Genomic DNA, 26,201 nt, shown 5'->3' with positions numbered 1-26,201 from the left:
TTAAATGCCCTCGTTTTTATTAAAAGACACCATTTGTTGTATGGTTAACATTAACCTATCTAACAAAAAGCCTATAATCCCAATAACAAACATTGCCACTATAATTTTGGCATTAGAATCGTTTGCTCCATTCTGAAATTCTTCCCAAACAAACAATCCTAAACCTGGACTTTGAGCCAGTAACTCTATGGCAATAAGAACCATCCAAGCAACAGAAAGTGTAATTCTAAGCCCCGTAAATATTAATGGTAAAGAAGAGGGTAAAATAACTTTAAATACTTTTTGAAAAGTTCCTAATTTTAAAACTTTAGCAACATTTATATAATCTTTATCTACAGAAGAAACACCCATTGCTGTGTTTACTAAAGTTGCCCACATTGCACACAAACCAACACTAACAAAAGAAATTACAAATGCATTATCTGAGCTGGCTCCTATGTATAATGTTTTTACAATCATAAAAACTAACAAGTACCATACTACTGGAGACACAGGTTTAAATATCTGAATAAACCAATTAAATGCACTTCTAAGAGACGGACTTAATCCTATAATAACACCTATAGGAACTGCTATAATAAGCGCAAGCAAAAAACCTGCAAAAACCGTTTTTATACTAGTTAAAACAATGTCTATAAAAGATGCTCTTCCTGTGTAAACAATTGCCTTTTTTCCTTGTGCAATTAACTTTGTATTAGTTGCTTCCATTTTTAAATTAAAAGCCTCTTTTTTAGCCTGTATTAATTGATGATCTGCAATTAAAGACATAAACGATGCCCAAACCTGTGTTGGTGATGGTAGTGTATTTGGCTGACACCTACTTTCGCCAGAAGCTATACAAGCCTTTTCTACATCTGCAGCAGCTTGGCCTTGTTCTACCAATGCTTTTTCTATTCTGTATGCGGCCTCTTTATTATACAACGCCTTAGAACCAAGATGCCACAACCCTAAAAATAAAAGGATAGAAACAATGGTTATAGCTGTTTTTTTTAGTGATTTTGATACCGCCTCTTTTTCAAATTTAGATTTAACAATTGAAGCTATTTGCTTAAAAAAAGCAAAACCAGAGTGCTGTTTCTTTAATGTAATTTCTTGTTTCATAGTATATTCTTTTTGGGTTGTAGTGGTAGTTAATCTTTATTACCTATTGAAAAACTGTTTATATAACCAATAGGATCTTTTGCATCATAAAGAGTACCGTCTATAAAATCTGTTGTTGCTGGCTTATAACCATCTGTATCTGGTATATCTTGCTTTGGTATTTTGCCTTCGGCAACCAATAAGTCTGCAGCTTTTCTCCAAACATCTGGGCGGTAAATTTCTTTTATAGTTTCCTTGTACCAAGCGGCAGGTTTTGCTTCTGAAATTTGCCCCCATCTTCTCATTTGTGTTAAAAACCAAATTCCGTCAGAATAAAAAGGGTAAGTAGCATTGTATTTGTAAAACACATTAAAATCTGGCATAGAACGTTTGTCACCTTTTTCAAACTCAAAAGTACCCGTCATAGAATTTGCTAAAACTTCTTCTGGAGCTCCTACATACTGTGACATAGACAATATTTTAACGGCCTCTTTTCTGTTGTTAGGATTATCTAACCACTTACCAGCTCTTATTAAAGCTTTTGTAACCGCTACTGCTGTGTTTGGGTTTTCATCTACAAACTTTTTTGTCATTACAAATACTTTCTCTGGGTTATTTTTCCAGATATCATAATTTGTAACAACTGGTACACCTATACCTTTAAAAACTGCTTGCTGGTTCCATGGTTCACCTACACAATAGCCATATATTGTGCCCGACTCTAGTGTTGCTGGCATTTGTGGTGGTGGTGTTACAGATAATAAAACTTCTGCATCAATTTGTCCTTGCACATTGTCTGCTGTGTACATCCCTGGGTGTATGCCTGCTGCTGCTAACCAATATCTTATTTCATAATTGTGGGTAGATACCGGAAAAACCATTCCCATTTTAAATGGTTTTCCGCTGTTTTTATACTCAGCTACTACTGGTTTTAAAGCATCTGCCTTTATTGGATGTATTGTTTTTCCGTTATCATCTAAAGGCACATTTGGTTTCATTTTTGCCCAAACATCATTAGATACTGTTATTCCGTTTCCATTTAAATCCATTGAAAACGGAGTAACTAATTTTGCACGTCTACCAAACCCTACTCCTGCTGCTATTGGTTGTCCTGCTAGCATATGAGAACCATCTAACTGGCCATCTATAACACGGTCTAAAACATTTTTCCAATTAGACTGTGCCTCAACAGAAACAAAAAGCCCTTCTTCTTCAAAAAAACCTTTTTCCTTTGCAATAGCTAAAGGAGCCATATCTGTTAACTTTATAAAGCCAAAAGTTAATTGTGGCTTTTCAATTTCAAATGCTGATCCTGTTACTTCTTCTGTAGTAGTACTTGCTTTTTTATCTTTTTCACCACAGGCCGATAGAAAAGCTAGAGCTATTAAATAAAGAAGTACATTGTTTACTGTATTTTTCATAGTTAATTATTTAGTGTGTTCTACGTATTAATACTTAATAAAACAAAAGTATACGTATACTTTGTAAAATTTTATGAAATTACACAGAACTAAACACCCTTTTACACCATTAAAAAACCTGTCTTAAAACATAAAAAAGGCATAATCAACTATTAACAAGCACTTTATAAAAAACAAAAGCCACGTATAAATACGCAGCTTTTGTTTTTTGTGAATTTTAAATTTATTTATAAATCTAAATAATAATTATGTTCAGATATTTCTTTTTTAAGTAAGGTTATGCTAGTTATTCCTATTTTTTTTCCTTTAGTAAAAATTAAATTTTCCTTTTTTAGGGCAGAAAAAACTCTTATTACTTGTTCTTCTGTAGTACCTGCATAATCTGCATATTCCCTTCTACTTAGTTGCAAGTTTAAAAAACCATTATAGTCTTTAAATTTTCTATGTATGTAAAGTAACGAATCTACCACACGCTCTCTAACCGTCATTTGTGAAATGGTTTTTAATTTTGCTTCACTCCTATTTAGTTCGTTTGCATAAAATAGCATCATATCATAGGTAAAAGTTGCATTACTTTTAAGTTTTTGCTGTAAACTATTCTTAGAATAATAGCATAAAACAGTATCTTCTAGTGCTATAGCTCCTATAGAATAATACTCTTCGGTTCCAAAACCACGGTGACCTATTATTTCTCCTTCTTTAGCAAATCTTACAATTTGCTCTTTTCCATTTATTCCTGTTCTATAAACTTTTACTTTGCCTTTTAGTATAAAAAAAAGACCGTTTACTGGCGCTCCTTCTATTATAAACTGCTGTCCTTTTTTACAACTAATCTCTGTTTTTAATGAAGAAAAAAAATCATCTTGTTCTGTTAAAACACTTCTTTTTACCAAACACTCTGTATTAACACAGTTTTTACAAGAAGTAGCTAAAAATGTATACTTGCCAGACATAATATTTGGTTTAAATTTTTAAATAAAATATGAAAACTACTTTTTAAATTGACTTTACTTATAAGCCAGACTGAAGTACTCTTTGCAATTCTTCTTCAAAAAAGGAGGGGTGTTCTGCAACAACATCACCAATAATTATAACACCAGGAAGCGCAGTATTAATATCCTTTTTAACTGTTTTATAATTTAATAAAGTACCTGTTATACAGGTTTCTTTATCTAAAGTTCCGTTTTGAATTATAGCAAAAGGTGTTGTTTTATTTCTTTGTTTTGCAACTTCTTGCACAATTTCTTCAAACTTACGTATACCCATTAATATTACTAATGTTGCAGAAGATTTTGCTGCTAAAGTTAAATCTCCAGAAAAAGAACCATCTTTTTTTGTAGCTGTCATTACCCAAAAACTACTACTAATTCCTCTGCGTGTAACAGGTATACCTTGACTAGCTGGTACAGAAATAGCACTGCTTACACCTGGCACAACAGTTACAGGTATACCAAAAGACTCTACATACTCTATTTCTTCACTAGCCCTACCAAACACAAAAGGATCTCCGCCTTTTAAACGTACAACGTGCCCGTATGCATACGCATTTTTAACAATCAACTTATTAATATCATTTTGAGTAAAAGAATGTTCTCCACATCGTTTCCCTACGTATATTTTTGGTATTTCTATATCTATTTCATTTAGTAATTCTTTACTTACCAGTGCATCATACAAAACTACAGATGCCTGCTGCAAGACCTTAAACCCTCTACGTGTAATAAGGTCTACACTACCGGGACCTGCACCTACTAAACTAACTTTTGGAGTACTTGCTAACATCATAATATATAATTATTAAAGTCAAAAATTATTAATAACACAACAAAACTACGTATTTATTTTGATAAAAATAGATAAAATATACGTAATAATACGTATGTTTGCTGAGTAATCTGATAAACTCCTACGTATGAAAACCGTAATTGTAATAGGAAATGGAATGGTTGGTTATAAATTTTGCGAAAAATTTGTAGACCAAAAAGAATGTAGAAACTTTAAGCTATTAGTTTTTGGTGATGAACCAAGACCTGCTTATGACCGCGTACATTTAAGTGAGTTTTTTGAAAACCAAAATACAAAAGCGTTAGAAATGGCCTCTGAAGATTGGTATACAAAAAACGGAATTGAACTAATGATAAATGAGCGTGTTGCAGACATTAACAGAGATAACAAAACAATTACAACAGCTAACAATCGTAATTTTTCTTATGATTATCTAGTACTAGCAACTGGTTCTTCTGCTTTTGTACCTCCAATAAAAGGGGTAGAAAAAGAAGGTGTTTTTGTATACCGTACTATTGAAGATTTAGAAAGTATGTTGGCCTATGCAGCTAAATTAAAATCTACTAAACCTAAAGCAAAAGCTGCGGTTTTAGGAGGCGGACTATTAGGTCTTGAAGCTGGTAAAGCCGTAATGGATATGGGCTTAGAACCTCATATAGTTGAGTTTGCTCCAAAACTAATGCCAAGACAATTAGATAGTAGAAGCAGCCAAGTATTACAATTAAAATTAGAATCTATAGGCTTACACATTCACCTTAGCAAAGCTACCAACCAAATACTAGGAGATAAATTTATTACCGGAATGGAGTTTGGAGAAGATGATGTTTTAGGTGTAGATATGCTTATAATATCTGCTGGTATTAGACCAAGAGACGAGTTAGGAAAAGCTTGTGGGTTAGAAATTGGTGTACGTGGCGGCATTGTAGTTAACAACAAAATGCAAACCTCTGATGAATATATTTATGCTATTGGAGAAATTGCTCTTTACAACCAAATGATATATGGTTTGGTAGCTCCTGGATATGAAATGGCATCTGTTGCCGTTGACCAAATTATAGGCAATGCAAACAACATTATGTCTGAAAGTATAGATATGTCTACCAAATTAAAATTAATTGGTGTAGATGTGGCAAGCTTTGGAAACCCTTTTATGCCAGCAACTAAAGGACATTCTGTAATATTTGAAAACAAAACACAACATTTATACAAAAGAATTAATGTAAGTCTTGATGGTAAAAAATTACTTGGCGGAATATTAGTTGGCGATGCTACTGATTATAGTATGCTACATCAAATATATTTAAATGGTATGCCTATTCCATCAGATCCATCACAGTTAATACTACCTGCTGGTGATGGTGCAGCTTCTTTTGGTAGCGTTATAGATTTACCAGATGCTGCTGTTGTTTGTTCTTGTGAAGCCGTAACTAAAGCAGAAGTTTGTTGTGCTGTAAGAGATAATGGTAAAGAGACAGTAAAAGATATTGCAAAGACAACCAAAGCAACTACTGGCTGTGGTGGCTGTAAACCAATGGTAACAGATTTAATAAACGAAACTTTAAAATCTTTAGGCAAGGTTGTAAAAGAACGTATTTGCGAACATTTTGATTACTCTAGACAAGAGTTATATGATATTGTAAAAATGAAAAACATTAAAGATTATGATGAGCTACTAGACACCCACGGAAAAGGCAATGGTTGCGAAGTTTGTAAGCCTTTAGCTGCATCATTATTTGCAAGTATTTATAATGAAACCGCTAATAGACAAGACACCATACAAGACTCTAATGACAGGTATTTAGCTAACATTCAGCGTAACGGAACCTACTCTGTTGTGCCACGTGTTGCTGGCGGAGAAATATCTCCAAAACAAATGATTGCGATGGGCAGAATTGCTCAAAAATATGATTTATACACCAAAATTACAGGCGGTCAACGTATAGATATGTTTGGAGCAAAACTACATGAACTTCCACTTATTTGGGAAGAATTAATTGCTGAAGGTTTTGAAACCGGGCAAGCCTACGGAAAATCTTTACGTACCGTAAAAAGCTGTGTTGGATCTACTTGGTGCAGATATGGTATGGATGAAAGTGTAAGTTTTGCCATTGAAATAGAAAACAGATACAAAGGCATACGTTCTCCTCATAAATTTAAAGGTGGCGTATCTGGCTGTATTAGAGAATGTGCAGAAGCTCGTGGAAAAGATTTTGGTTTTATTGCTGTTGAAGGCGGATGGAATATTTATATCTGCGGTAACGGTGGCGCTACTCCTAAACACGCTGTTTTATTGGCAGAAAAAGTAGATAAAGAAACTGCTATTAAATATGTAGACAGGTTTTTAATGTACTACATACAAACAGCACAGCCACTAATGCGTACTGCCGCCTGGTTAGAGAAGTTAGAAGGTGGTATAGACTATGTTAAAGATGTAGTAATTAATGATTGCCTAGGCATTGTAGACCAGTTAGACAAGGATATGCAACATTTGGTAGAAACTTACAAATGCGAATGGAAAGAAGCCATAGAAACCCCTGAAATAAGAGCCAAATACACACATTTTGTAAACTCTACAGAAGAGGATGAAAACATTGAATTTGTAGCACTAAGAGACCAAAAAATGCCAACTCCTTGGGTGTAACCATAAAAACAGAACTAAAATATATAACGATGATAACATCAATTTTAAAAGAGTACTCGCCTACTGCATTAGACGATGTAACTACGTGGTTTAAAGCTGCAGAAATAACTAAATTTCCAAAAAACGGTGGGGCCTGTGTAAAATATAAAAACAAACAAATTGCTGTTTTTAATTTTACACGAGAAAACAAATGGTATGCTTGCCAAAACTTATGTCCGCATAAAATGGAAATGGTACTTTCTCGCGGAATGATTGGCGAAGATATGGGCACACCTAAAGTGGCTTGTCCCCTGCATAAAAATACGTTTTCGTTAGAAACCGGAGAAAATTTAAATGGCACCTTAGATGCTATTGCAACATATCCTGTAAAAATTGAAGATGGTTTTGTGTATATTGGGTTTTCTGAATAGCTTTGAAACAAACCTTACCACATATGGCAACAGTAAATAAACTAAAACAAGCTTTTGATCTTTTTGATAAAGCAAACGAACAAGACCCTAATAAAGAAACATACCAAGGTAAAACGTATGCTAAAGAGGTTTTGTATGCTATGCGTATGACAAAAAAATTAAACTCTTTTGCTCCTAATGCTTCAGAAACACTAAAATTAACTGCACGTTGCCAGCATATATGCCGATGGGAAATACCTAGAGATTCTTATGAAATGAACAGAACAGGGTATTTGAAATGGAGACAAGACCTAAAAAAATATCACGCTAAAAAAGCAAGTGAAATTTTAACCGCTGTTGGATACGACCAAAATACCATTGAAAAAGTTGCTTTTTTACTTGAAAAAAAACAATTAAAAAAAAATGAAGAAACACAGACACTAGAAGATGTTATCTGCTTAGTGTTTTTAGAGTATTATTTTGAACCTTTTGCTAAAAAATACTCAGAAGAAAAACTTATTGATATTTTACAAAAAACGTGGCGTAAAATGTCTAAAGAAGGTCAAGATGCTGCTTTAAAATTACCACTATCTAAATCGTCTTTAGAACTTGTAGGCAAGGCATTATCTTAATTATTTTTCCTTTTACAAGACCAATTTATGAGTTATAATAAACTTGAGAAATCTTTAGACAACACCACCTTTTTAAGAATTAGAAAGTGGTACTTATTGGCTTTGTTAGCCATTGCTTTTTCTATAGTATTTTCTCAGGTATTAATACAAATGCATTTAAACTCACAACTAAACGACTCTAGAGTAATAAATGTTGCTGGTAGACAACGTGCTTACAGTCAAAAATTAGTAAAAGACATTTTATTACTAGACAGAACCAATTTAAAAAAAGAAAAAAATCTGGTTTTAAAAAACACAAAAAATACTTTAGACGTTTGGCGTATTTCTCACAAGGCATTACAATTTGGTAATGATTCTATGGGCATACCCAAAGAAGATAATAAAGATATATTAGCATTACTACAAAAAATTACACCACACCACAATGCTATGATTAATGCTGCAGAACGCATTATTACACTTAAAACTAACGCTACAGCAGAAGACTCTTTAAGCTTAAGGAAAAACATAGATATCATTTTAAAAAATGAGAAAATATTTTTAGAAGCAATGGATGCTATTGTAAACAAATATGATAGTATTAGTAAAACTCAACTTGAAAAATTAAAGCAAAAAGAGCACATACTTGTTGCTTTCTCATTAGTAATTCTTCTATTAGAAATTCTATTTATTTTTAGACCCTTATCTATACAGATTAGAAACACAATAACGAAACTATTAAAAAGTAAAATTGAATCTGAAGAAAACACTTTAAAAATAGAGCAGTTATATCAAGAAAAAGAGCGCTCTTTACAAGAGTTGCAAGAGTTGAATTTTGTTATAGATAATGCTGCCCTGTTTGCGAGTATTAAAAATAACGAAAGTGTTGTTTTTATTAGTAAAAAATTTCAAGAACTATTGGGCTGTAACACTCAGGATTTAGCCAAGCCATTGTCTGAAATACTCACAACAAATGAAGGCCAACAACAATATCTAAAAGAAGTTTTTAAAAGCAATAGAAAAAATATTAGAAACGAGGAGATAAAAATAAGAACAAAAAAAGAGGAAGATATTTGGTTAGATATGTCCATAATTCCTCTTCATAAATCTTCAAAACAACAAAGTATTTTAATTTTATGTTCTGATATTACAGAGCGTATAGAAAACCAGCAAAAACTAGAACTGCTAACCAAACAAAGTTTTGAAGACAAAATACTACAAAGAAAACTACAAGCTAGCCTAATTGTAGAAGGCCAAGAAGAAGAGCGCAAACGTATTGCAAAAGACATACATGATGGTATTGGACAAATGTTAACTGCGCTAAAATTTAACATAGAATCTATTAACCTTGAAAACACAGATAAAACAGAAGAAAAAATAGCGTACTTAAAATCGTTATGCACAGACTTAATAAAAGGTGTGCGTACAGCTACTTTTAACCTTACACCGCCAGAACTTAAAGACCACGGCATACTACCTGCATTGCAAAAAATGACCGTAGAACTGTCTAAACTCACCGGAAAAAACATACTTTTTGAGAACAAAACAGAAAAAAACATTAGGTTTAGTTCCTTAGCAGAAACTAATATTTATAGGGTTGCACAAGAAGCAATAAACAATGCTATTAAATATGCTGATGCTAATTATATTTTACTAAGTATAAACTACAACCAAAATACATTAAGTGTTTTAATTGATGATGATGGTAAAGGGTTTGATAATTCTATTTTAAACAAAACACCTCAAAATAATAGTGAAGGTGGTATGGGATTATTTTATATGAAAGAACGTATAAACTATATAAATGGCAGGCTATTTATTAACTCTACACCTGGTAAAGGAACAAGAGTAACTATAAATTACAAACCAGAAAAAACTACTAAGCAACAACCGTAAAACCAATATTATGAAAATACGAATTAGAGGGAATTCTATTAGGTACAGACTTACTAAAAGTGAAGTAGAAGCATTTTGTAAAACTGGTTATTTTGCTCAAAAAACGGAGTTTAACACAACGCTATTCTGTTATGAAATAAAAATAAAAAAAAATATAAACAGTCTACAAACAGACTTTGCCAACAATACAATAACTATTTACGTCCCTAACAGTTACACCAAAGACTGGGCTACTAACTCTGTAGTTGGTTTTAATAACAATTACATTACACCACAAGGTAAAACGCTTTTTATTTTAGTAGAAAAAGATTTTGTTTGTATGGATGAAACTGTAGAAGACCAGTCTGACAATTACCCAAACCCTAATGCTTAGCAGTATTTTTTAAACATTTTTTTTAAATGCTTCTATAGCCTTTTTTACCGAGCCATACTTTTCTAGTATTGCTTTAGCCTCATTATAATTAATTTGCAATTCTTGTACTAAATAACGCGTACCTCTGTCTACCAACTTAATATTGCTTAGCTGCATATTAACCATTTTGTTGCCTTCTACCCTACCAGCTTTAATCATTAAAGCTGTAGAAATCATATTTAACACCATTTTTTGTGATGTACCACTTTTCATTCTTGTGCTACCCGTAACAAACTCTGGTCCTACATTTATTTCTAAAGGAATAGCAACAGATTTTGCTAAAGGAGAACCTGGGTTATTAGTAATGCAAGCTGTTAACAATCCTTTTTCATTTGCCATAGTAACACCTCCTATAACATATGGGGTTGTGCCAGATGCTGCAATCCCTACTACAACATCATTATTTGTAATATTAAATTCTTCTAAATCTCTCCATGCTTGCTGTAAATTATCTTCTGCGTTTTCTACCGCATTTCTTATGGCTTTATCGCCACCAGCAATTATACCTATTACCCTGTCTATAACACCAAATGTTGGCGGAATTTCTGAAGCATCTAAAATTCCTAATCTACCACTAGTACCTGCACCTATATAAAATAATCTTCCTCCTTTTTTATAGCGCTCCACAATACTATCTACCAATTTTGTTATTGAAGGTATTATGTACTTAACAGCTTCTGCTATTTTTTGATCTTCGTTATTAATACCCAACAAAAGATCTTTACTACTCATTGTTTCCAATGCATTATAGTTTGATGGCTGTTCTGTAATTTTAATATAATCTGACATAAAATCTTATTATTATTTTTTTGGTTGATAAGGCTGCAGAATTATATTAAATGCATAAAAACACATTAAAAACTACAACACTTCTATATTTTTATTTTTAAATTCTACTAGTTTTTCATTGGTAGAGTCTAGTTCTGTAACTAGCATATCTATTTGTTGAATATCACAAATTTTGTAACGTTGCTTTGTATTTAATTTTTCAGAAATAACAGGTGCTATAACCTTTCTTGAAGACTGCATCATAGCTTTTTTCATTTGCACAATCTCCCAGTCAAACTCTGTTAACCCTTCATCTAAATCTATAGAGTGTGTTCCTAAAAAACAGATGTCTACTTTTATGCTATTTAACATATTAACAGCAGCAGAACCCATTGTTATTTGTGCATCTTTAGAAACCTTACCCCCTATAAAAATTACCTCTACATTTGGCTTAGACATTAATTGATTAGCAACTGGTAAACTTGGCGTAAAACAGGTTAATGATAAATTTGTAGGCAGCATTCTTGCCAGTTCCATATTGGTTGTTCCGCCAGTTAATAACAGTACTTGCCCGTTACGCAAAAGGTTTATGCATTTTACTGCAATCTTTGACTTTTTTTCTAAAGAATATACTTCATTAAACTGAAAACTATAGTTATTAAAGCCTAAAGAGATAGCACCACCGTGCACTTTTTTTAACTTTTTCTCTTTATGAAGCTCTTTAATATCTCTTCTAATTGTATCCATAGATACTTTTAAAAGGTCTGCCATATCTGTTAAGAGCACTCTATTGTGCACTCTTACCTCGTTTAAAATAAACTGTTGTCTTTCTTCTTTTAACATATTAGGCAAATATATGCAATAAAAACATTGCTAATAACTGCAAAGAAAAAACAATATTACATACAAAACAGCATAAAATTGCAAAAATTATTATCAACAATGCAATTATTTGCATTTTTTTGCATAAGTTTGAAAAGATTAACAATGAGTTAACTTAAAGTTTAAAACTATTAACATAAGATTTTTAAAGACTATTAATTTATAAGCATAGTAAAATATTAAACCCTAGAATTTACCTACTAACTAAAACCAAAAAAGTAATTTAAAACAAACTCTAATTATGAAAAAAGGATTTCAAAAATCAATCTTATTTTTTCTGTTTTTATGCTCCTTACAGATGTTTGGACAGTCTAAAACAGTTACGGGTGAAGTAAAAGACCCAGAAGGAGTGCCCATTCCTGGAGTTAGTGTTTTTGCAAAAAACACAAGCAACGGAACTGAAACTGATTTTGATGGAAAATTTACCATTGATTTATCAGATAGTGAAAACACAATTCTTGTTTTTTCTTATTTAGGATATGCAAAACAAGAAATACCGGTAGGCAACCAAAGCTTTTTTAATATTACACTTTTAACTGACGTACAAGGGTTAGATGAAGTTGTGTTGGTTGGTTACGGTAACCAAAAGAAGAGAAGTGTAACAGGATCTGTAGCTTCTGTAGACACAGACGTACTTGCATCTAGACCTATTACAGATGTTGCACGTGGTTTACAAGGGGTTACACCTGGTTTAACAATTACTACTCCAAGCGGACAAATAGGTACTAACCCAACTATTAAGCTTAGAGGTAATGTTGGCACATTAGGTACTGGTGGCGGTGCACAACCTTTAATATTGGTTGATAATGTTGAAATTCCAAGTTTACAATCTATTAACCCTGAAGATATTGATGAAATATCTGTTTTAAAAGATGCTGCATCTACTTCTATTTATGGTGCAAGAGGTGCTTGGGGTGTAATTTTAATTACTACTAAAAAAGGGCGTAGAAACCAGGCTCCTTCTATAAGTTACTCCAATAACTTTTCTTGGGCAACACCTACAAACACTCCAAAAGTAGCTCCTGCTGCAGAAGGTGCAGAAATGGCATTTGCTGCTGTTAACCGCAGAATACCATCATTACAATCTTACGGTGTTGTAGGTATGCGTATAGACCAACTTGCTATTGAAAAAATGAGAGAATGGGAAGAGCTATACGGAGGCCAAAACTTAGGTAATGAAATGGTAGAGGGCCGTGACTATGAAATTAGAGATGGTAGCTTGTTCTTTTACAGATCTTGGGATCCTAGAGAACAATTTGTAGAAAAATGGGCTCCACAACAAAAACACGATTTTTCCTTATCTGGTGGTAGTGAAAAAACCAACTATTATTTAGGTCTTGGTTATTTAGACCAAGGTGGTGTATACAAAACCAATCCTGATAAATACCAACGTTACAATGTAAATTTAAGTGTAAACTCTACTATTAACGACTGGGTAGATGTTAGAGCCAAAGTTTTACATAGCAACTCTAAAACTACAGAACCTTTTAAATTTGGTTCTGCTACTTATGATGCTTGGTTCTACACTACCAGATGGCCAGCTTTTTACCCATACGGAACTGTAGATGGCAAACCTTTTAGAAACCATATTTCTGAAGTAGAGCAAGCAAAAATGAATGAAACTAATTACTCTTTATCTAGAATTAACTTAGGTACTACTTTAACACCTATTAAAGATTTAGCTATAAACTTTGACTTTACACATGACAGAGTAGAAGAACATGAAAAGCAAGTGGGAGGCACTCTTTATGCGTATAATTTTTGGGGACAAGGAGCAGATTTCTCATATGTACCTTATAGTAGTTCTGCATATGACCGCGTACAATACAACTCGGACTGGAGCAGAAGAAATACCGCTAAAGCTTATTTAAATTATGATAAAGAATTTAACAATCATAAGTTCAAATTTACTTTTGGTGGTGATATGGAAGAATATGAATATTGGTTTCACTATTCTCAAAGAAGAGAGTTACTAAACCCAGACCAGGGTGAACTAGCCTTAGCAACAGGAGACCAATTTGTAGGAGGAGATAGAAACAAATGGACAACCTTAGGTTTCTTTGGTCGTGTTAACTATTCATATAAAGACAAATTATTACTAGAGGTTAATGCTCGTTATGATGGTTCTTCTAGATTATCATCAGACAAAAAATGGGGCTATTTTCCATCTGTATCTGCAGGTTATGTAATGACAGAAGAAGATTTTATGAAAAACTTAGATCCTGCTTTATCATTTTTAAAGTTTAGAGGTTCTTACGGTTCTGTTGGTAACCAAAACACGTACTTATCTAGTATTTATAGAATCATGTCCTCTACATCATCTAGCTGGTTAATTGACGGACAAAACCAATTAACCGTGGGTACACCTGGTGCACTACCTTCTTCATTAACGTGGGAGACTGTAACAACTTTAGATTTTGGTTTAGATGCTAAATTTATAAATAACAAACTAGGTTTAACTTTTGATTGGTACAGAAGAACGGTAAGTGATATGCATAGCTCTGGTGTAACGTTACCTAACACTTTTGGCACCTCTTCTCCAAGAAGAAACTTTGGTGAAATGCAAACTAATGGTTGGGAGCTTGCTTTAGATTTTAATCATCAATTTGATAATGATTTACGCATTAATGCAACAGCAACTTTATCAGACTTTAAAGAAAAAATTACAAAGTACGCTAATGACACCAAAAGCATTTACTCTAATTACGAAGGAAAAGTAATTGGTGAAATTTGGGGTTATGAAACAGATAGATATTTTACTGAGGATGATTTTAATGCAGACGGATCTTACGCTGCAGGTGTTCCTAGTCAAGAATTGTACGAAACTAACGGGTGGTTTAAATATGGTCCTGGAGATATTAAATACAAAGATATTAATGGTGATGGTGTTATTGACTATGGCTCTAACACTGTTGGAGACTCAGGAGATATGAAAGTGATTGGTAACACCACACCAAGATATCAGTACAGCATACAACTTGGTGCAGATTGGAAAGGTTTTGACCTTAATATGTTTATGCAAGGTGTTGGTAAAAGAGATTTTTGGGCAAACGGACCTGTATTTATCCCTGGTTACCGCTATGCAGAGGCTTGGTATGACCATCAGTTAGATTACTGGACGCCAGAAAATACTAATGCATATTACCCAAGACCTAATGACCAACAACAAAGTAATTCTCAAATGAATTTTTTACCGCAAACAAAGTACTTACTTAACATGTCTTACTTACGCATGAAAAACATAACTCTTGGTTATTCTTTACCAGAGTCTATCACCAATAAGCTTAAAGTAAACAAATTTAGACTATATGTAAGTGGAGAAAACTTATTTGAAATAAGCGGTGTAGAAATTCCTGTAGACCCAGAAGTAGACTACACAAACGCTGGTACTAATGACACGTCTACATTTGGTAGAGTTTATCCTTTTAGAAGAAGTTATTCTTTTGGACTTCAAATATCTCTATAAATTTTAAAACTAAAAAAATGAAAGTAACAAATAAATTAATACTGCTTTTTCTTTGCATTGTTGCATTTGTAGGGTGTGAAGATGACTACCTTGATGTTCCCCCACAAGATTTACTTACAGATGAAACATACTGGACTAGTGAAGGCAATGTAAAGGCTTTTGCTTTTGGCTTCTATAATGGATATTTTAGAGGATACGGATCTAGCTATAGCTGGGGAAATTATTTTTCTGGACAATCTTTAAATGATGATTTTGCTTCTACAAACCCGTCTAGATTTACACAACAAGTACCTACCTCTGGTGGCGGATGGGGCTTTAGTTGGGTACGTAAAGCAAATATTTTTATAAATCGTGTACAAACAGTTCCTATGGAGCAAGAAGCTATTAACCACTGGACTGGTATTGGTAGATTTTTTAGAGCTTTAGAATACCACGATTTAACAAGTAGATTTGGAGATGTTCCTTATTTTGACACTGAGCTATCTGAAAATGATAATGAACAATTATACAAAAAAAGAGATGAGCGCACTTTTGTAATGGATAAAGTACTTGAAGACTTACAATATGCAGCAGACAATGTTAGAGCTTCTGTAGATGACAATGGTTTAGAAGTAAATAAATATGTTGTACTAGCTTATATGTCTCGTATTATGTTGTATGAAGGTACTTGGCAAAAATATCATGAAGGGAACACAATAAAAGCTTTAGAGTACTTAACTGCTGCAAAATGGGCTGCTAATGAAGTTATAAGTTCTGGCAACTATAGTTTAGGCAATTATAGAGAAGTATTTAATTCTTTAAGCTTATCTGGAAATCCTGAGGTTATCTTATACAAAGAATACCAAGAAGGACTAATAACACACGCCTTAAACAGCTATAATAACAAAGAGCCACAAGTTGGTGTCTCTAGAAATGCTATTAATGCATATTTAGCCAATGACGGTTTACCTATAACAGTTTCGTCTGAATACCAAGGAGACCAAGGCATAGATAATGTTATGGCAAACAGAGACCCAAGAATTTATGAAACATTTGTTTCTTATGAATTACGTTTAAACGGCATCGCATCTAACCACTCATCATCTGGTTTTGCTACTCACAAATTTTTAAATGAGTCTATAAAAGATGATCCAATAGGTAGCTCTAACTTAAACCCTACAGACGCTCCAATTATTAGGTATGGAGAAGTTTTAATGAATTACGCAGAAGCTGCTGCAGAAATAGGAACTGTTGGTGGTGCTGCTATAACACAAGCAGATGTAGATAAATCTATCAATGTTTTAAGAGACAGACCTGGTGTTGAAATTCCACATTTAGAAGTTGCTGGAGATTTACCAGCGGTTGGTGGTGTAACTTATGATGACCCTAATAGAGATGCATCTGTACCAGCTTTATTATGGGAAATTAGAAGAGAAAGAAGAGTTGAGTTAATGATGGAAGGCTTTAGACTTGACGATCTTAAAAGATGGAAAAAACTTGAGTATGTAGATATGGTTGATAATCCTGAAATTAACCAAGGTGCATATATTGTTAAGGCAGATTATCCAGATAACAACTTAGATGAAATTACATTAACAAATGGAGATGAAGGATACATAGTTCCGGCCTCTGCGGCAGAATCTTTACGTGTTTTTGACAACCCAAGAGTTTACTTAAGCCCTATTCCTTTAGATCAAATTACGCTGTATAAAGATCAAGGTGTAGAGCTAGAGCAAAATCCTGGCTGGTAACTAAATAATTATAGTTTTTTAGTTTTTCAAAAAAAGTTCTTCAGGTTTATTTCTGAAGGACTTTTTTAATACCTAGTAGCATTTTTCAAAAAAAAAACATAAATCACATCGTATGAAAATTTATTCTTTTAGATATTTTTTTATAGCAACTATAGCGTTACTATTTGTTAGTTGCAAATCTTCAAAAGAACTATCATTTTTTAATAAAACCCCTTTAGGAAAAACTAAAAAAACCACAAAATGGGATCCAAAAACACCTTATAATATTGAAGAATTTAGGGCTGCTTGGGTTGCTACTGTTGCTAATATTAATTGGCCCAGTAAACCAGGCTTATCTATTTATGAACAACAAAAAGAAGCTTTAGCTCTTTTAGATTATTTAAAAGATCATAATTTTAATGCTGTAATTTTTCAGGTTAGGCCTCAAGCAGACGCTCTTTACCAAAGCAGTATAGAACCCTGGTCTTATTACTTAACAGGTGAACAAGGCAAAGCTCCCGAACCATTTTATGATCCTTTAAAGTTTTGGATTTATGCTGCGCACGAAAGAGGCTTAGAGCTACACGCATGGCTAAACCCATACAGAGCACACCATACACAAGGAGGTAATATTAAAAGTACATCTGTTGTAAAAACCAATCCAGAATTAGTTGTTGGTTTAGAAAATGGAATGTATTGGATGGATCCTTCTTTACAAGAAACCCAAGACCGTTCTTTAGCTGTTGTTATGGACATTGTTAACAGGTACGAAGTAGACGGAATACATTTTGATGATTATTTTTATCCTTACGATTCTTACAACAACGGCAAAGATTTTCCAGATAACAAAAGTTGGAGCGCATACATTAGTAATGGAGGAAAACTAAGCAAATCTAACTGGAGAAGACAAAGTGTGAATACTTTTATTAAAAATGTATATACCGAAATTAAAAAAAGTAAACCTCACGTAAAATTTGGTTTAAGTCCGTTTGGAATATGGAGACCTGGCTACCCAGAATCTGTTGTAGGTTATGATCAGTATGAAAAACTATATGCAGATGCCAAATTATGGATAAACAATGGGTGGGTAGATTATTTTACACCTCAACTTTATTGGACAACAAACAAAATAGGACAAAGTTTTCCTGAACTATTAGGCTGGTGGCAAACAGAAAACAGCAAACAAATGCACTTATGGCCAGGTATAAAAGTAGATTTAGGCGGTACTAAAGAAAACCTAGATGAGGTTTTTAATCAGATTATGATTACTAGAGGTATGCTACCAAAAAGCAAAGGCACTGTACATTGGAGCATTGGTCCGCTAATTAAATATGATACATTATCTAAGGGATTGTTAGCCAAACCATACAAAAACAAAACCTTAGTACCACCATCTCCTTGGTTAGATAATACTCCGCCACTACAACCAATAGTGAAAACCACAAAAAAAGGAAACACCGTACAAATTAGTTGGGAACATAACAATACTACAGATGTGTTTAGATGGGTGCTTTATTTTAAAAGAAATGGCAAAAAATGGCAACACACTATTTTAAATCGTAGAAATAGAAATTACAACATTCCTCTTACACTTAAAAACAACACAAATACCTTAAATAAAATTGGCTTAACAGCTGTAGATAGAACTGGAAACCAAAGTGAATTTTTTGAACTTATAATTAATTAAAAATATGACTCCGATTATAGTTTTTAGTGTAATTACAGGTTATTTTGGATTGTTAATGCTTATTAGCTACTTAACCTCCAGAAAATCTGACAATGACACTTTTTTTACAGGAAACAGAAAATCTCCTTGGTACCTAGTTGCCTATGGTATGGTTGGTGCTTCTTTATCTGGTGTTACTTTTATTTCTGTACCTGGTGAGGTGGCTAATACTGGCTGGACCTATTTACAATTTGTACTTGGTAATATTGTAGGTTACGTAATAATAGCATTTGTATTAATTCCTTTATTCTACAAACTAAACCTAATTTCAATTTACGAATATTTAAAAGACCGTTTTGGATTAAAATCTTATAGAACTGGAGCATCATTCTTTTTAATTTCTCAAACAATTGGCGCTTCTTTTAGGCTATTTTTAGCTGCTATTGTTTTACAAATTGCTTTTTTTGATTCCTTTGGTATTCCGTTTTGGGTAACCGTCTTAGTTACTATTTCCTTAATATGGTTGTACACTTTTAGAGGTGGAATAAAAACTATTGTATGGACAGATACTATACAGACAACTTTTTTACTTTTAGCTGTAACCATTAGCATTATTGTAATTCTTAGTCAACTAAACCTATCTTTTGATGATGCCATTAAATTAGTTACTACAAGTCCTAAATCTAAATTATTTGAGTGGGATTGGTTATCTGACCGTAATTTTTTTAAAACCTTTACTGCTGGTATATTTATTACCATTGCAATGAATGGTTTAGACCAAAATGTGATGCAAAAAAACCTAACATGCAAAAACGTAAAAGATGCTCAAAAAAACATCCTATGGTTTTCTATTACCTTTTTAATATCAACTCTTTTATTTTTAATTCTTGGTGTATTACTTTATCAATATGCTTTAACCAACAATATTCCAATTCCAGAACGTACAGATGATTTGTACCCATTACTTGCTTTAAACTATTTTGGGCTCCTTGCCGGAATTGTTTTTTTACTTGGGATAATTGCAGCTGCATTTTCTAGTGCAGACTCTGCCTTAACTGCATTAACCACTTCTTTTTGTATTGATATTTTAAACATCAGAAAAACAAAAACGGTGCAGAAAAAAACTAGACTTTACGTACACATAGGGTTTACAATGCTAATGTTTTTAGTAATTATTGTATTTAACTCTTTTAACGATGCTAGCGTTGTTAGTGCTGTTTTTAAGGTTGCAGGCTTTACCTATGGCCCAATTTTAGGTTTGTATTCTTTTGGTTTAATAACACGCAAAAAAGTAAAAGATAAACTTGTACCTTTAATTTGCATTATTGCCCCTATACTATCTATCATTTTAAATTACAATTCAGAAAAATGGTTTAACGGCTTTAAATTTGGCTTTGAGATTTTAATAGTAAATGCAATTTTAACTATGCTGGGCCTATGGCTAATAACTATAAAACCTAAAACTTCTTTGAACTAAACACCTATACAAATGAAAACAAAAATAGTAACCACTTTTTTACTTATCCTACTTTTAGGCATAGCCGTAAAAGGACAAGAAAAAGTTACCTCGCCAGAGTTTTTAAAATATACTAATAGCAAGTGGGTAGACTCTGTAATGAAAAGTTTAACTCCAAAGGAAAGAATTGGTCAACTAATGTTTGTTGCTGCCTACTCTAACAAGGGAATTGAACATGAGAAAGAAATTCTAGAAACAATACAAAAATGGAATATTGGAGGTTTGGTATTTTTTCAAGGAGATCCTGTTACTCAAGTTAAACAAATGAATAGCTACCAAAAACAAGCTAAAACTCCTTTACTAGGAGCTATTGATGCAGAATGGGGTTTGGGTATGCGTTTAGATAGCACAATTAGTTACCCTTATCAAATGGCTCTTGGCGCTATACAAAACAACAACTTAATTTACAAAATTGGTACTGAGGTTGCGAGGCAAATAAAAAATACCGGTTTACATTTAAATTTTGCTCCTGTTGCAGACGTTAACAATAATCCAGATAATCCTGTAATTAACTACCGCTCTTTTGGTGAAGATAAATACAAAGTGGCTCAAAAAAGTATTGCTTATATGCAAGGTATGCAAAATGCAGGCCTGTTAACTACAGCTAAACACTTTCCTGGACACGGAGATACTAATACCGACTCTCATTACAAATTACCACAAATTAACCACTCATTAGAACGCTTAAATAATTTAGAACTTTACCCTTTTAAAGAACTAATAAATGCAGGATTAAATGGTGTTATGGTTGCTCATTTAAATATTCCTGCACTAGATGCATCTGAAAAACCTTCTACTCTTTCTAAAGCAATAGTAACAGACTTATTACAAAACAAACTAGGTTTTAGTGGTTTAATTATTACCGATGCAATGCGTATGAAAGGTGTTACTAACAACAACAAACCTGGTATTGTAGATAAAGAAGCAGTACAGGCGGGTAATGATGTATTAGAACTTACACAAAATGTTGCTAAAGCAATTACAGAGATAGAAAATGCAGTTAAAAACAATAGTATTTTACAAGCCGATATTGACAATAGAGTTCGTAAAATATTAGCCGCAAAACAATGGGCCGGACTCCATAACTACAAACCCACTCCTAACAAAAATTTAGTACATAACTTAAATAATGCTAATGCTAAATTGTTAAAAAGACAATTGGTAGAAGCTTCTTTAACGGTACTTAAAAATGACGACGACGTAGTGCCATTACAAAAATTAGACACTTTAAATATTATGTCTATTTCAATTGGTGACTCTTTAACTACAAAGTTTCAAGAAACTCTAGGTTTATATGACAATGTAAAACATTTTAATATTGGCAATGATATCAACCCTGCTACAATAGACAAATTAAAAAAGGCTATTAACAACCATAATCTAATTTTGTTAGGTATACACGACTCTAGCGCTTTTCCAAAAAATAAAATTAGTTTTTCTAATACACTATTAAAGTTTATTGAAGGCTTACCCTTTAATAAAACAGTGGTTACTTACTTTAAAAATCCATATTCAATAGCCAAAATTAAAAATATAGAAAATGCCAAAAGCTTAATACTAACCTACCAAGATAGTAAAACTACACAAGACATTGCTGCCCAACTTATATTTGGAGGTGCCTCTGCAAACGGTAAACTACCTGTTAGTATAGGATCAAAATTTAAAGCAGGAGCAGGATTAACAACAGCTAAAAAAATTAGATTTAAATACACATTACCAGAAGATGCTGGTTTAAACTCCAAAACATTAAACTCTGGGATAGACTCTTTAATACAACAAGCCATATCTAACAAAGCAATTCCTGGCGCACAAGTGCTTATTGCAAAAAATGGTAAAGTTGTTTTACACAAAGCTTATGGCACCCACACGTATAGTGACACAACTAAGGTTAAATTATCTAATGTATATGATATTGCCTCAGTTACCAAAATATCATCTGCCCTGCCTGCGCTAATGCATTTACAAGATGCTAACAAGTTTAGTACAGAAAAAACTATTGATGATTATTTACCTTATTTTAAAGGCTCTAACAAAGCAGGTATTCCTTTTAGAGAAATACTAACACACCAAGCTGGTTTTTCTCCTTGGATCCCGTATTGGCAAAACACTTTACGCAAAAACGGGAGTTACAAATGGCACACTATTAAAAGAGATTCATCTGCTCGTTTCCCTATAAAAATAACATCTAATATGTGGTTAAATCGCAACTACAAAAAGAAGGTTTTTAAAGCTATTAAAAAATCACCTGTAAGTGATGTAAAAAAATACAAATACTCTGGATTAGTCTTTTACTTGCTACCTACTATTGTTGAAGAAATAACAAGTACAAATTTTGTAGACTATATTAACGCTAATTTTTATGATAAATTAGGTGCCACAACACTAACATACAACCCAGAACAAAAATTTAGTCATAGCAAAATTATACCTACTGAAAATGATTTTTTGTTTAGGCACAGTACAATACACGGAACAGTACATGATGAAGGAGCCGCTATGATGGGAGGTATATCTGCAAACGCGGGCTTGTTTTCTAATGCAAACGACCTTGCAAAATTAATGCAAATGTATTTAGATATGGGAACTTATGGTAATGAAGAGTTTATTTCTAAAAACACATTAAAACAATATACTAGTGTACAATTTCCAGACAATAATAACCATAGAGGCATTGGGTTTGACAAACCATACTTAATTTACAAAGGGGAAAACAGTAACACTGCCAAAGACGCAAGTAAAGAAAGTTTTGGACATACTGGGTTTACCGGCACAATGGTATGGATGGACCCTAAAGAAAATGTATTGTTTGTTTTTTTATCTAACAGGGTAACTCCTACTAGAGAAAACAGAATACTTTACAAATTAAACACCAGAACTAAAATACAGCAAGTTATTTATGATGCTATTAAATAGCATTATCACTAAAACAAAAAAAGAGTGCCTAAAAGGCACTCTTTTTAACTAACCAACTAAATACTTAATATAGTAATTAATTTTCTTTATCTTCTTCAAACTCAGTTTCTGCAACACCAGTTTTTGCTGTGTTTAAGTCTCTAAACTGTAAGCTTGGTTTTTTTCCGTCAAAATCAAAAACTAAAATCTCTTTAGACTGCATAAAGTCTAAACTTTTAAAGCTATTAAATTTATTATTTTGTAATTGTAATACTTTAAGGTTAACCAATTGTCCAAATTCTTGAGGTATATCTCCCATTAATTGGTTATTGGCAATTACCAACTCTTTTAACTCTACTAGATTACCCAACTCTCTTGGCACAAAACCAACTAAAGTATTTTCAAAAAGTCCTAGGCTTTCTAACTTAGTTAAACTTCCTAACTCATCAGGAATTATACCTGTTAACTTATTGCTAGAAACATTCAACTCTTTCAATTTTTTTAATTTTCCTATGCTTTTAGGAATTTCGCCTTTTATTAGGTTATTAAATAAAATTAGATTTTCTAAATTGGCTAAGTCTCCCAGTTTAGTAGGTAACTCACCAGTTAACAAGTTCATTTCTAAATGAAGTGTTTTTAACTCCCTTAACTTAGTAATTGTTTCTGGTATTTCTCCGTTTATTTTATTAAACGCTAAATTTAAATCTTGTAAGTTTTTTAGCTTACATATTGTTTTTGGTAAAGTTCCATCTAAATTATTTCTAAACAAATTTATACCAACAACTTTATTATCTTCTACTTTAATTCCTTTCCAAGTAGAAACCGGTTTATTTAAATCCCACTTAGTTGTCCATTCACTACCATTTGTAGCGTTGTACAAATCTATTAACACCGCTTTCTCTTTTGAAGAAATTTGTGCTGTAACTGCCTGTAACGTAATGGCTACAAAAGCTATAATTGTGTAAGTAAAATTCTTTTTCATTTGTATACTAGTTTGCAAGTATTGTGATACAAATAGAAACTAATTATAGACAACTGGCAAAATTATTAGATGAAATACAGGCACTTAGCTCATTTTTGTTGTGAAATGCGCTTTTTTTGTGGTTTAGCAAATCTACTTACAAATACTTATTTTACTTACATATCTTCTAGACTAAGGGTTAAATCTTCCCAAGTAGCCATTAATTCTTTTAATTTTTTCTTTTTGGCTTCATATTTATCAAAAAAATCTGGCTCAGCAATGGTAGCTTCATACTCCAATAAAAGTTTTTCATCTATCTTTTTAATAGTACTTTCTAAGGTAGAAATTTCACTTTCTACATTACTAAGTTTATTTTTTAATGATTTTATTTTTTTCTGATCTTTATAATCTACTTTTTTATTCTCCTCTTTTTTTACTTCTTGCTTTACCTTGGTCTTTTTTTCTATAGCCCTAAAATTTTCTGCTTTACGTTGTTCTAAATAATAATCTATATCTCCTAAATACTCGCGTATTTTTTGATCTTTAAACTCGTATACTTTATTGGTTAAGCCTTGTAAAAAATCTCTATCATGAGATACAAGTATTAATGTGCCCTCAAAATTTTGCAGAGCTTGTTTTAAAACGTTTTTAGATTTTATATCTAAGTGGTTGGTAGGTTCATCCATTACCAAAACATTTAGCGGTTGCAACAGCATTTTAGCTAATGCTAAACGGTTACGCTCACCACCAGACAATACTCTTACATACTTATCTACATCATCTCCTCTAAATAAAAATGATCCTAAAATATCTCTAACTTTGCTTCGGTTGGTTTCATTAGCAGCATCAATCATAGTATCTAAAATGGTTTTGGTACCATCTAAATACTCTGCTTGGTTTTGCGCAAAATACCCTATTTGTACATTGTGTCCTAGTTTTAAATGGCCTGTATAATCTAACTCACCCACCATAATTTTAGCCAAAGTAGATTTACCTTGTCCGTTTTGTCCAACAAATGCAGTTTTACTATCGCGTTCTATTAATAAATCTATATTATTTAATACTTGCTTTTCTCCGTAGTTTTTAGATAAATTTTCAATCTCAGCAATAATTTTTCCAGGAGTTATAGATATCGGAAAACGTAAATTCATAACACTATTATCATCCTCATCTACCTCTATCCTATCAATCTTATCTAATTTTTTAATTAAAGATTGTGCCATAGTTGCCTTAGATGCTTTTGCTCTAAATTTCTCTATCAGCTTTTCTGTTTGCTGTATTTGCTTTTCTTGATTTTTTTGCGCACTTAATTGTTGTGTTTTAAGCTCATTACGCTGAATTAGGTATTCTGAATAAGGTTTATTGTAATCGTATATTCTACCTAAAGATATTTCTATGGTTCTGTTGGTAACATTATCTAAAAACATTTTATCATGCGATACAATTACCACTGCACCAGAATATCCTTTTAAAAATTGCTCTAACCAAATAATAGATTCTATATCTAAGTGGTTGGTAGGCTCATCTAACAACAATACATCATTGGTTTGTAATAGTAATTTAGCCAACTCTATACGCATACGCCAACCACCAGAAAATGTTTCCGTTTTTTTATCAAAATCTTCTCTACTAAAACCTAAACCCTGTAACACTTTTTCTGTTTCTCCTTGGTAGTTATAACCCCCAAGAATTTCATAATGATGCGTAATATCATTTAAGTCTATTATAAGCTGACTATAACTTTCGCTTTCATAATCTGTACGTTCTGCTAGCTGATGGTTTATTTCATCTAACTTTAACTCTAATGCTTTTATTTCTTCAAACGCCTGGTAAGACTCTTCTAAAACAGATCTGCCTTCTACAAAATCTATATCTTGTTTTAAAAAACCAATTTTTACATCTTTATCTGCGGCTATTGTACCACTATCTATTGGCATTTCTTTAGACAGTAGTTTTAACAGTGTAGATTTACCTGCTCCATTTTTTCCTATTAACCCAACACGGTTTCCAGGATTTAGTCTAAAAGAAATTTCTTCGAATAAAAATTCTCCTCCAAAAGAGACAGATAAATTGTGAATATTAAGCATAAATTGTGACTAATGTTAC

18 protein-coding genes are annotated in these 26,201 nt (G+C 32.6%); 10 read left to right on the top strand and 8 right to left on the bottom strand.

Features of this window, described 5'->3' with window-relative positions:
* The 4 genes from JM80_RS06755 to cobA form a co-directional block, all read right to left on the bottom strand.
* Positions 1 to 1,101 carry an ABC transporter permease gene (locus JM80_RS06755; protein WP_144709548.1) on the bottom strand — a complete coding sequence of 367 codons (1,101 nt, stop codon included), beginning with the start codon at positions 1,099 to 1,101 and terminating at the stop codon, positions 1 to 3.
* A gap of 29 nt (positions 1,102 to 1,130) precedes the next feature.
* On the bottom strand, positions 1,131 to 2,501 hold the full coding sequence (locus JM80_RS06750; RefSeq protein ID WP_144709547.1) for a CmpA/NrtA family ABC transporter substrate-binding protein: 1,371 nt from the start codon (positions 2,499 to 2,501) through the stop codon (positions 1,131 to 1,133).
* Between the two features lie 227 nt (positions 2,502 to 2,728).
* Positions 2,729 to 3,454 (bottom strand): Crp/Fnr family transcriptional regulator, encoded by a 726-nt coding sequence (locus JM80_RS06745; RefSeq protein ID WP_144709546.1) that lies wholly within the window; start codon positions 3,452 to 3,454, stop codon positions 2,729 to 2,731.
* A 58-nt stretch (positions 3,455 to 3,512) separates the two neighbouring features.
* Positions 3,513 to 4,283, bottom strand: coding sequence for a uroporphyrinogen-III C-methyltransferase (gene cobA / locus JM80_RS06740; RefSeq protein WP_144711176.1), 771 nt, complete (start codon positions 4,281 to 4,283; stop codon positions 3,513 to 3,515).
* A gap of 130 nt (positions 4,284 to 4,413) precedes the next feature.
* Here cobA and nirB point away from each other — a divergent pair, with 130 nt between their 5' ends.
* The 5 genes from nirB to JM80_RS06715 are packed head-to-tail and all read left to right on the top strand — an operon-like array spanning position 4,414 to position 10,196.
* On the top strand, positions 4,414 to 6,927 hold the full coding sequence (gene nirB, locus JM80_RS06735; RefSeq protein WP_144709545.1) for a nitrite reductase large subunit NirB: 2,514 nt from the start codon (positions 4,414 to 4,416) through the stop codon (positions 6,925 to 6,927).
* A 29-nt stretch (positions 6,928 to 6,956) separates the two neighbouring features.
* On the top strand, positions 6,957 to 7,337 hold the full coding sequence (gene nirD, locus JM80_RS06730; RefSeq protein ID WP_174258348.1) for a nitrite reductase small subunit NirD: 381 nt from the start codon (positions 6,957 to 6,959) through the stop codon (positions 7,335 to 7,337).
* 23 nt (positions 7,338 to 7,360) lie between these two features.
* On the top strand, positions 7,361 to 7,948 hold the full coding sequence (locus tag JM80_RS06725; protein WP_013620322.1) for a DUF4202 domain-containing protein: 588 nt from the start codon (positions 7,361 to 7,363) through the stop codon (positions 7,946 to 7,948).
* Positions 7,949 to 7,975: 27 nt separating this feature from the next.
* Positions 7,976 to 9,823, top strand: coding sequence for a type IV pili methyl-accepting chemotaxis transducer N-terminal domain-containing protein (locus tag JM80_RS06720; RefSeq protein ID WP_144709544.1), 1,848 nt, complete (start codon positions 7,976 to 7,978; stop codon positions 9,821 to 9,823).
* A gap of 10 nt (positions 9,824 to 9,833) precedes the next feature.
* The gene (locus tag JM80_RS06715) at positions 9,834 to 10,196 is read left to right on the top strand and encodes a hypothetical protein (RefSeq protein WP_013620324.1); all 363 of its coding nucleotides are present in this window, start codon (positions 9,834 to 9,836) and stop codon (positions 10,194 to 10,196) included.
* A 9-nt stretch (positions 10,197 to 10,205) separates the two neighbouring features.
* On the opposite strand, the gene JM80_RS06710 is transcribed toward JM80_RS06715, so the two are convergent.
* Together JM80_RS06710 and JM80_RS06705 are read right to left on the bottom strand one after the other, a co-directional pair.
* On the bottom strand, positions 10,206 to 11,024 hold the full coding sequence (locus JM80_RS06710; RefSeq protein WP_013620325.1) for an N-acetylmuramic acid 6-phosphate etherase: 819 nt from the start codon (positions 11,022 to 11,024) through the stop codon (positions 10,206 to 10,208).
* Between the two features lie 72 nt (positions 11,025 to 11,096).
* Positions 11,097 to 11,846 carry a DeoR/GlpR family DNA-binding transcription regulator gene (locus JM80_RS06705; protein WP_013620326.1) on the bottom strand — a complete coding sequence of 250 codons (750 nt, stop codon included), beginning with the start codon at positions 11,844 to 11,846 and terminating at the stop codon, positions 11,097 to 11,099.
* Positions 11,847 to 12,126: 280 nt separating this feature from the next.
* On the opposite strand from JM80_RS06705, the gene JM80_RS06700 reads away from it, so the two are divergent.
* From JM80_RS06700 to JM80_RS06680, 5 genes are all read left to right on the top strand, one after another.
* A complete protein-coding gene (locus tag JM80_RS06700) occupies positions 12,127 to 15,351 on the top strand; it encodes a TonB-dependent receptor (RefSeq protein ID WP_144709543.1) in 3,225 nt (1,074 codons plus the stop codon).
* Positions 15,352 to 15,368: 17 nt separating this feature from the next.
* Positions 15,369 to 17,081, top strand: a complete 1,713-nt coding sequence (locus JM80_RS06695) for a RagB/SusD family nutrient uptake outer membrane protein (RefSeq protein WP_144709542.1) — start codon at positions 15,369 to 15,371, stop codon at positions 17,079 to 17,081.
* Positions 17,082 to 17,193: 112 nt separating this feature from the next.
* Positions 17,194 to 18,747, top strand: coding sequence for a glycoside hydrolase family 10 protein (locus tag JM80_RS06690; RefSeq protein WP_144709541.1), 1,554 nt, complete (start codon positions 17,194 to 17,196; stop codon positions 18,745 to 18,747).
* Positions 18,748 to 18,751: 4 nt separating this feature from the next.
* Complete coding sequence (locus tag JM80_RS06685) at positions 18,752 to 20,203, top strand: sodium:solute symporter (protein WP_034646194.1); 1,452 nt, start codon at positions 18,752 to 18,754, stop codon at positions 20,201 to 20,203.
* A gap of 12 nt (positions 20,204 to 20,215) precedes the next feature.
* Positions 20,216 to 23,155 carry a glycoside hydrolase family 3 N-terminal domain-containing protein gene (locus JM80_RS06680; RefSeq protein WP_144709540.1) on the top strand — a complete coding sequence of 980 codons (2,940 nt, stop codon included), beginning with the start codon at positions 20,216 to 20,218 and terminating at the stop codon, positions 23,153 to 23,155.
* A 76-nt stretch (positions 23,156 to 23,231) separates the two neighbouring features.
* Here the strand turns inward: JM80_RS06680 and JM80_RS06675 are convergent, their stop codons facing one another.
* Together JM80_RS06675 and JM80_RS06670 are read right to left on the bottom strand one after the other, a co-directional pair.
* Positions 23,232 to 24,116, bottom strand: a complete 885-nt coding sequence (locus tag JM80_RS06675) for a hypothetical protein (RefSeq protein WP_144709539.1) — start codon at positions 24,114 to 24,116, stop codon at positions 23,232 to 23,234.
* Between the two features lie 155 nt (positions 24,117 to 24,271).
* Positions 24,272 to 26,182 (bottom strand): ABC-F family ATP-binding cassette domain-containing protein, encoded by a 1,911-nt coding sequence (locus JM80_RS06670; protein WP_013620333.1) that lies wholly within the window; start codon positions 26,180 to 26,182, stop codon positions 24,272 to 24,274.
* Positions 26,183 to 26,201 lie beyond the last annotated feature (19 nt).

This window comes from Cellulophaga sp. RHA_52 (genome assembly GCF_007827205.1).
Lineage (GTDB): Bacteria > Bacteroidota > Bacteroidia > Flavobacteriales > Flavobacteriaceae > Cellulophaga > Cellulophaga lytica.
This window is presented reverse-complemented; position numbering and strand designations above follow the sequence as displayed.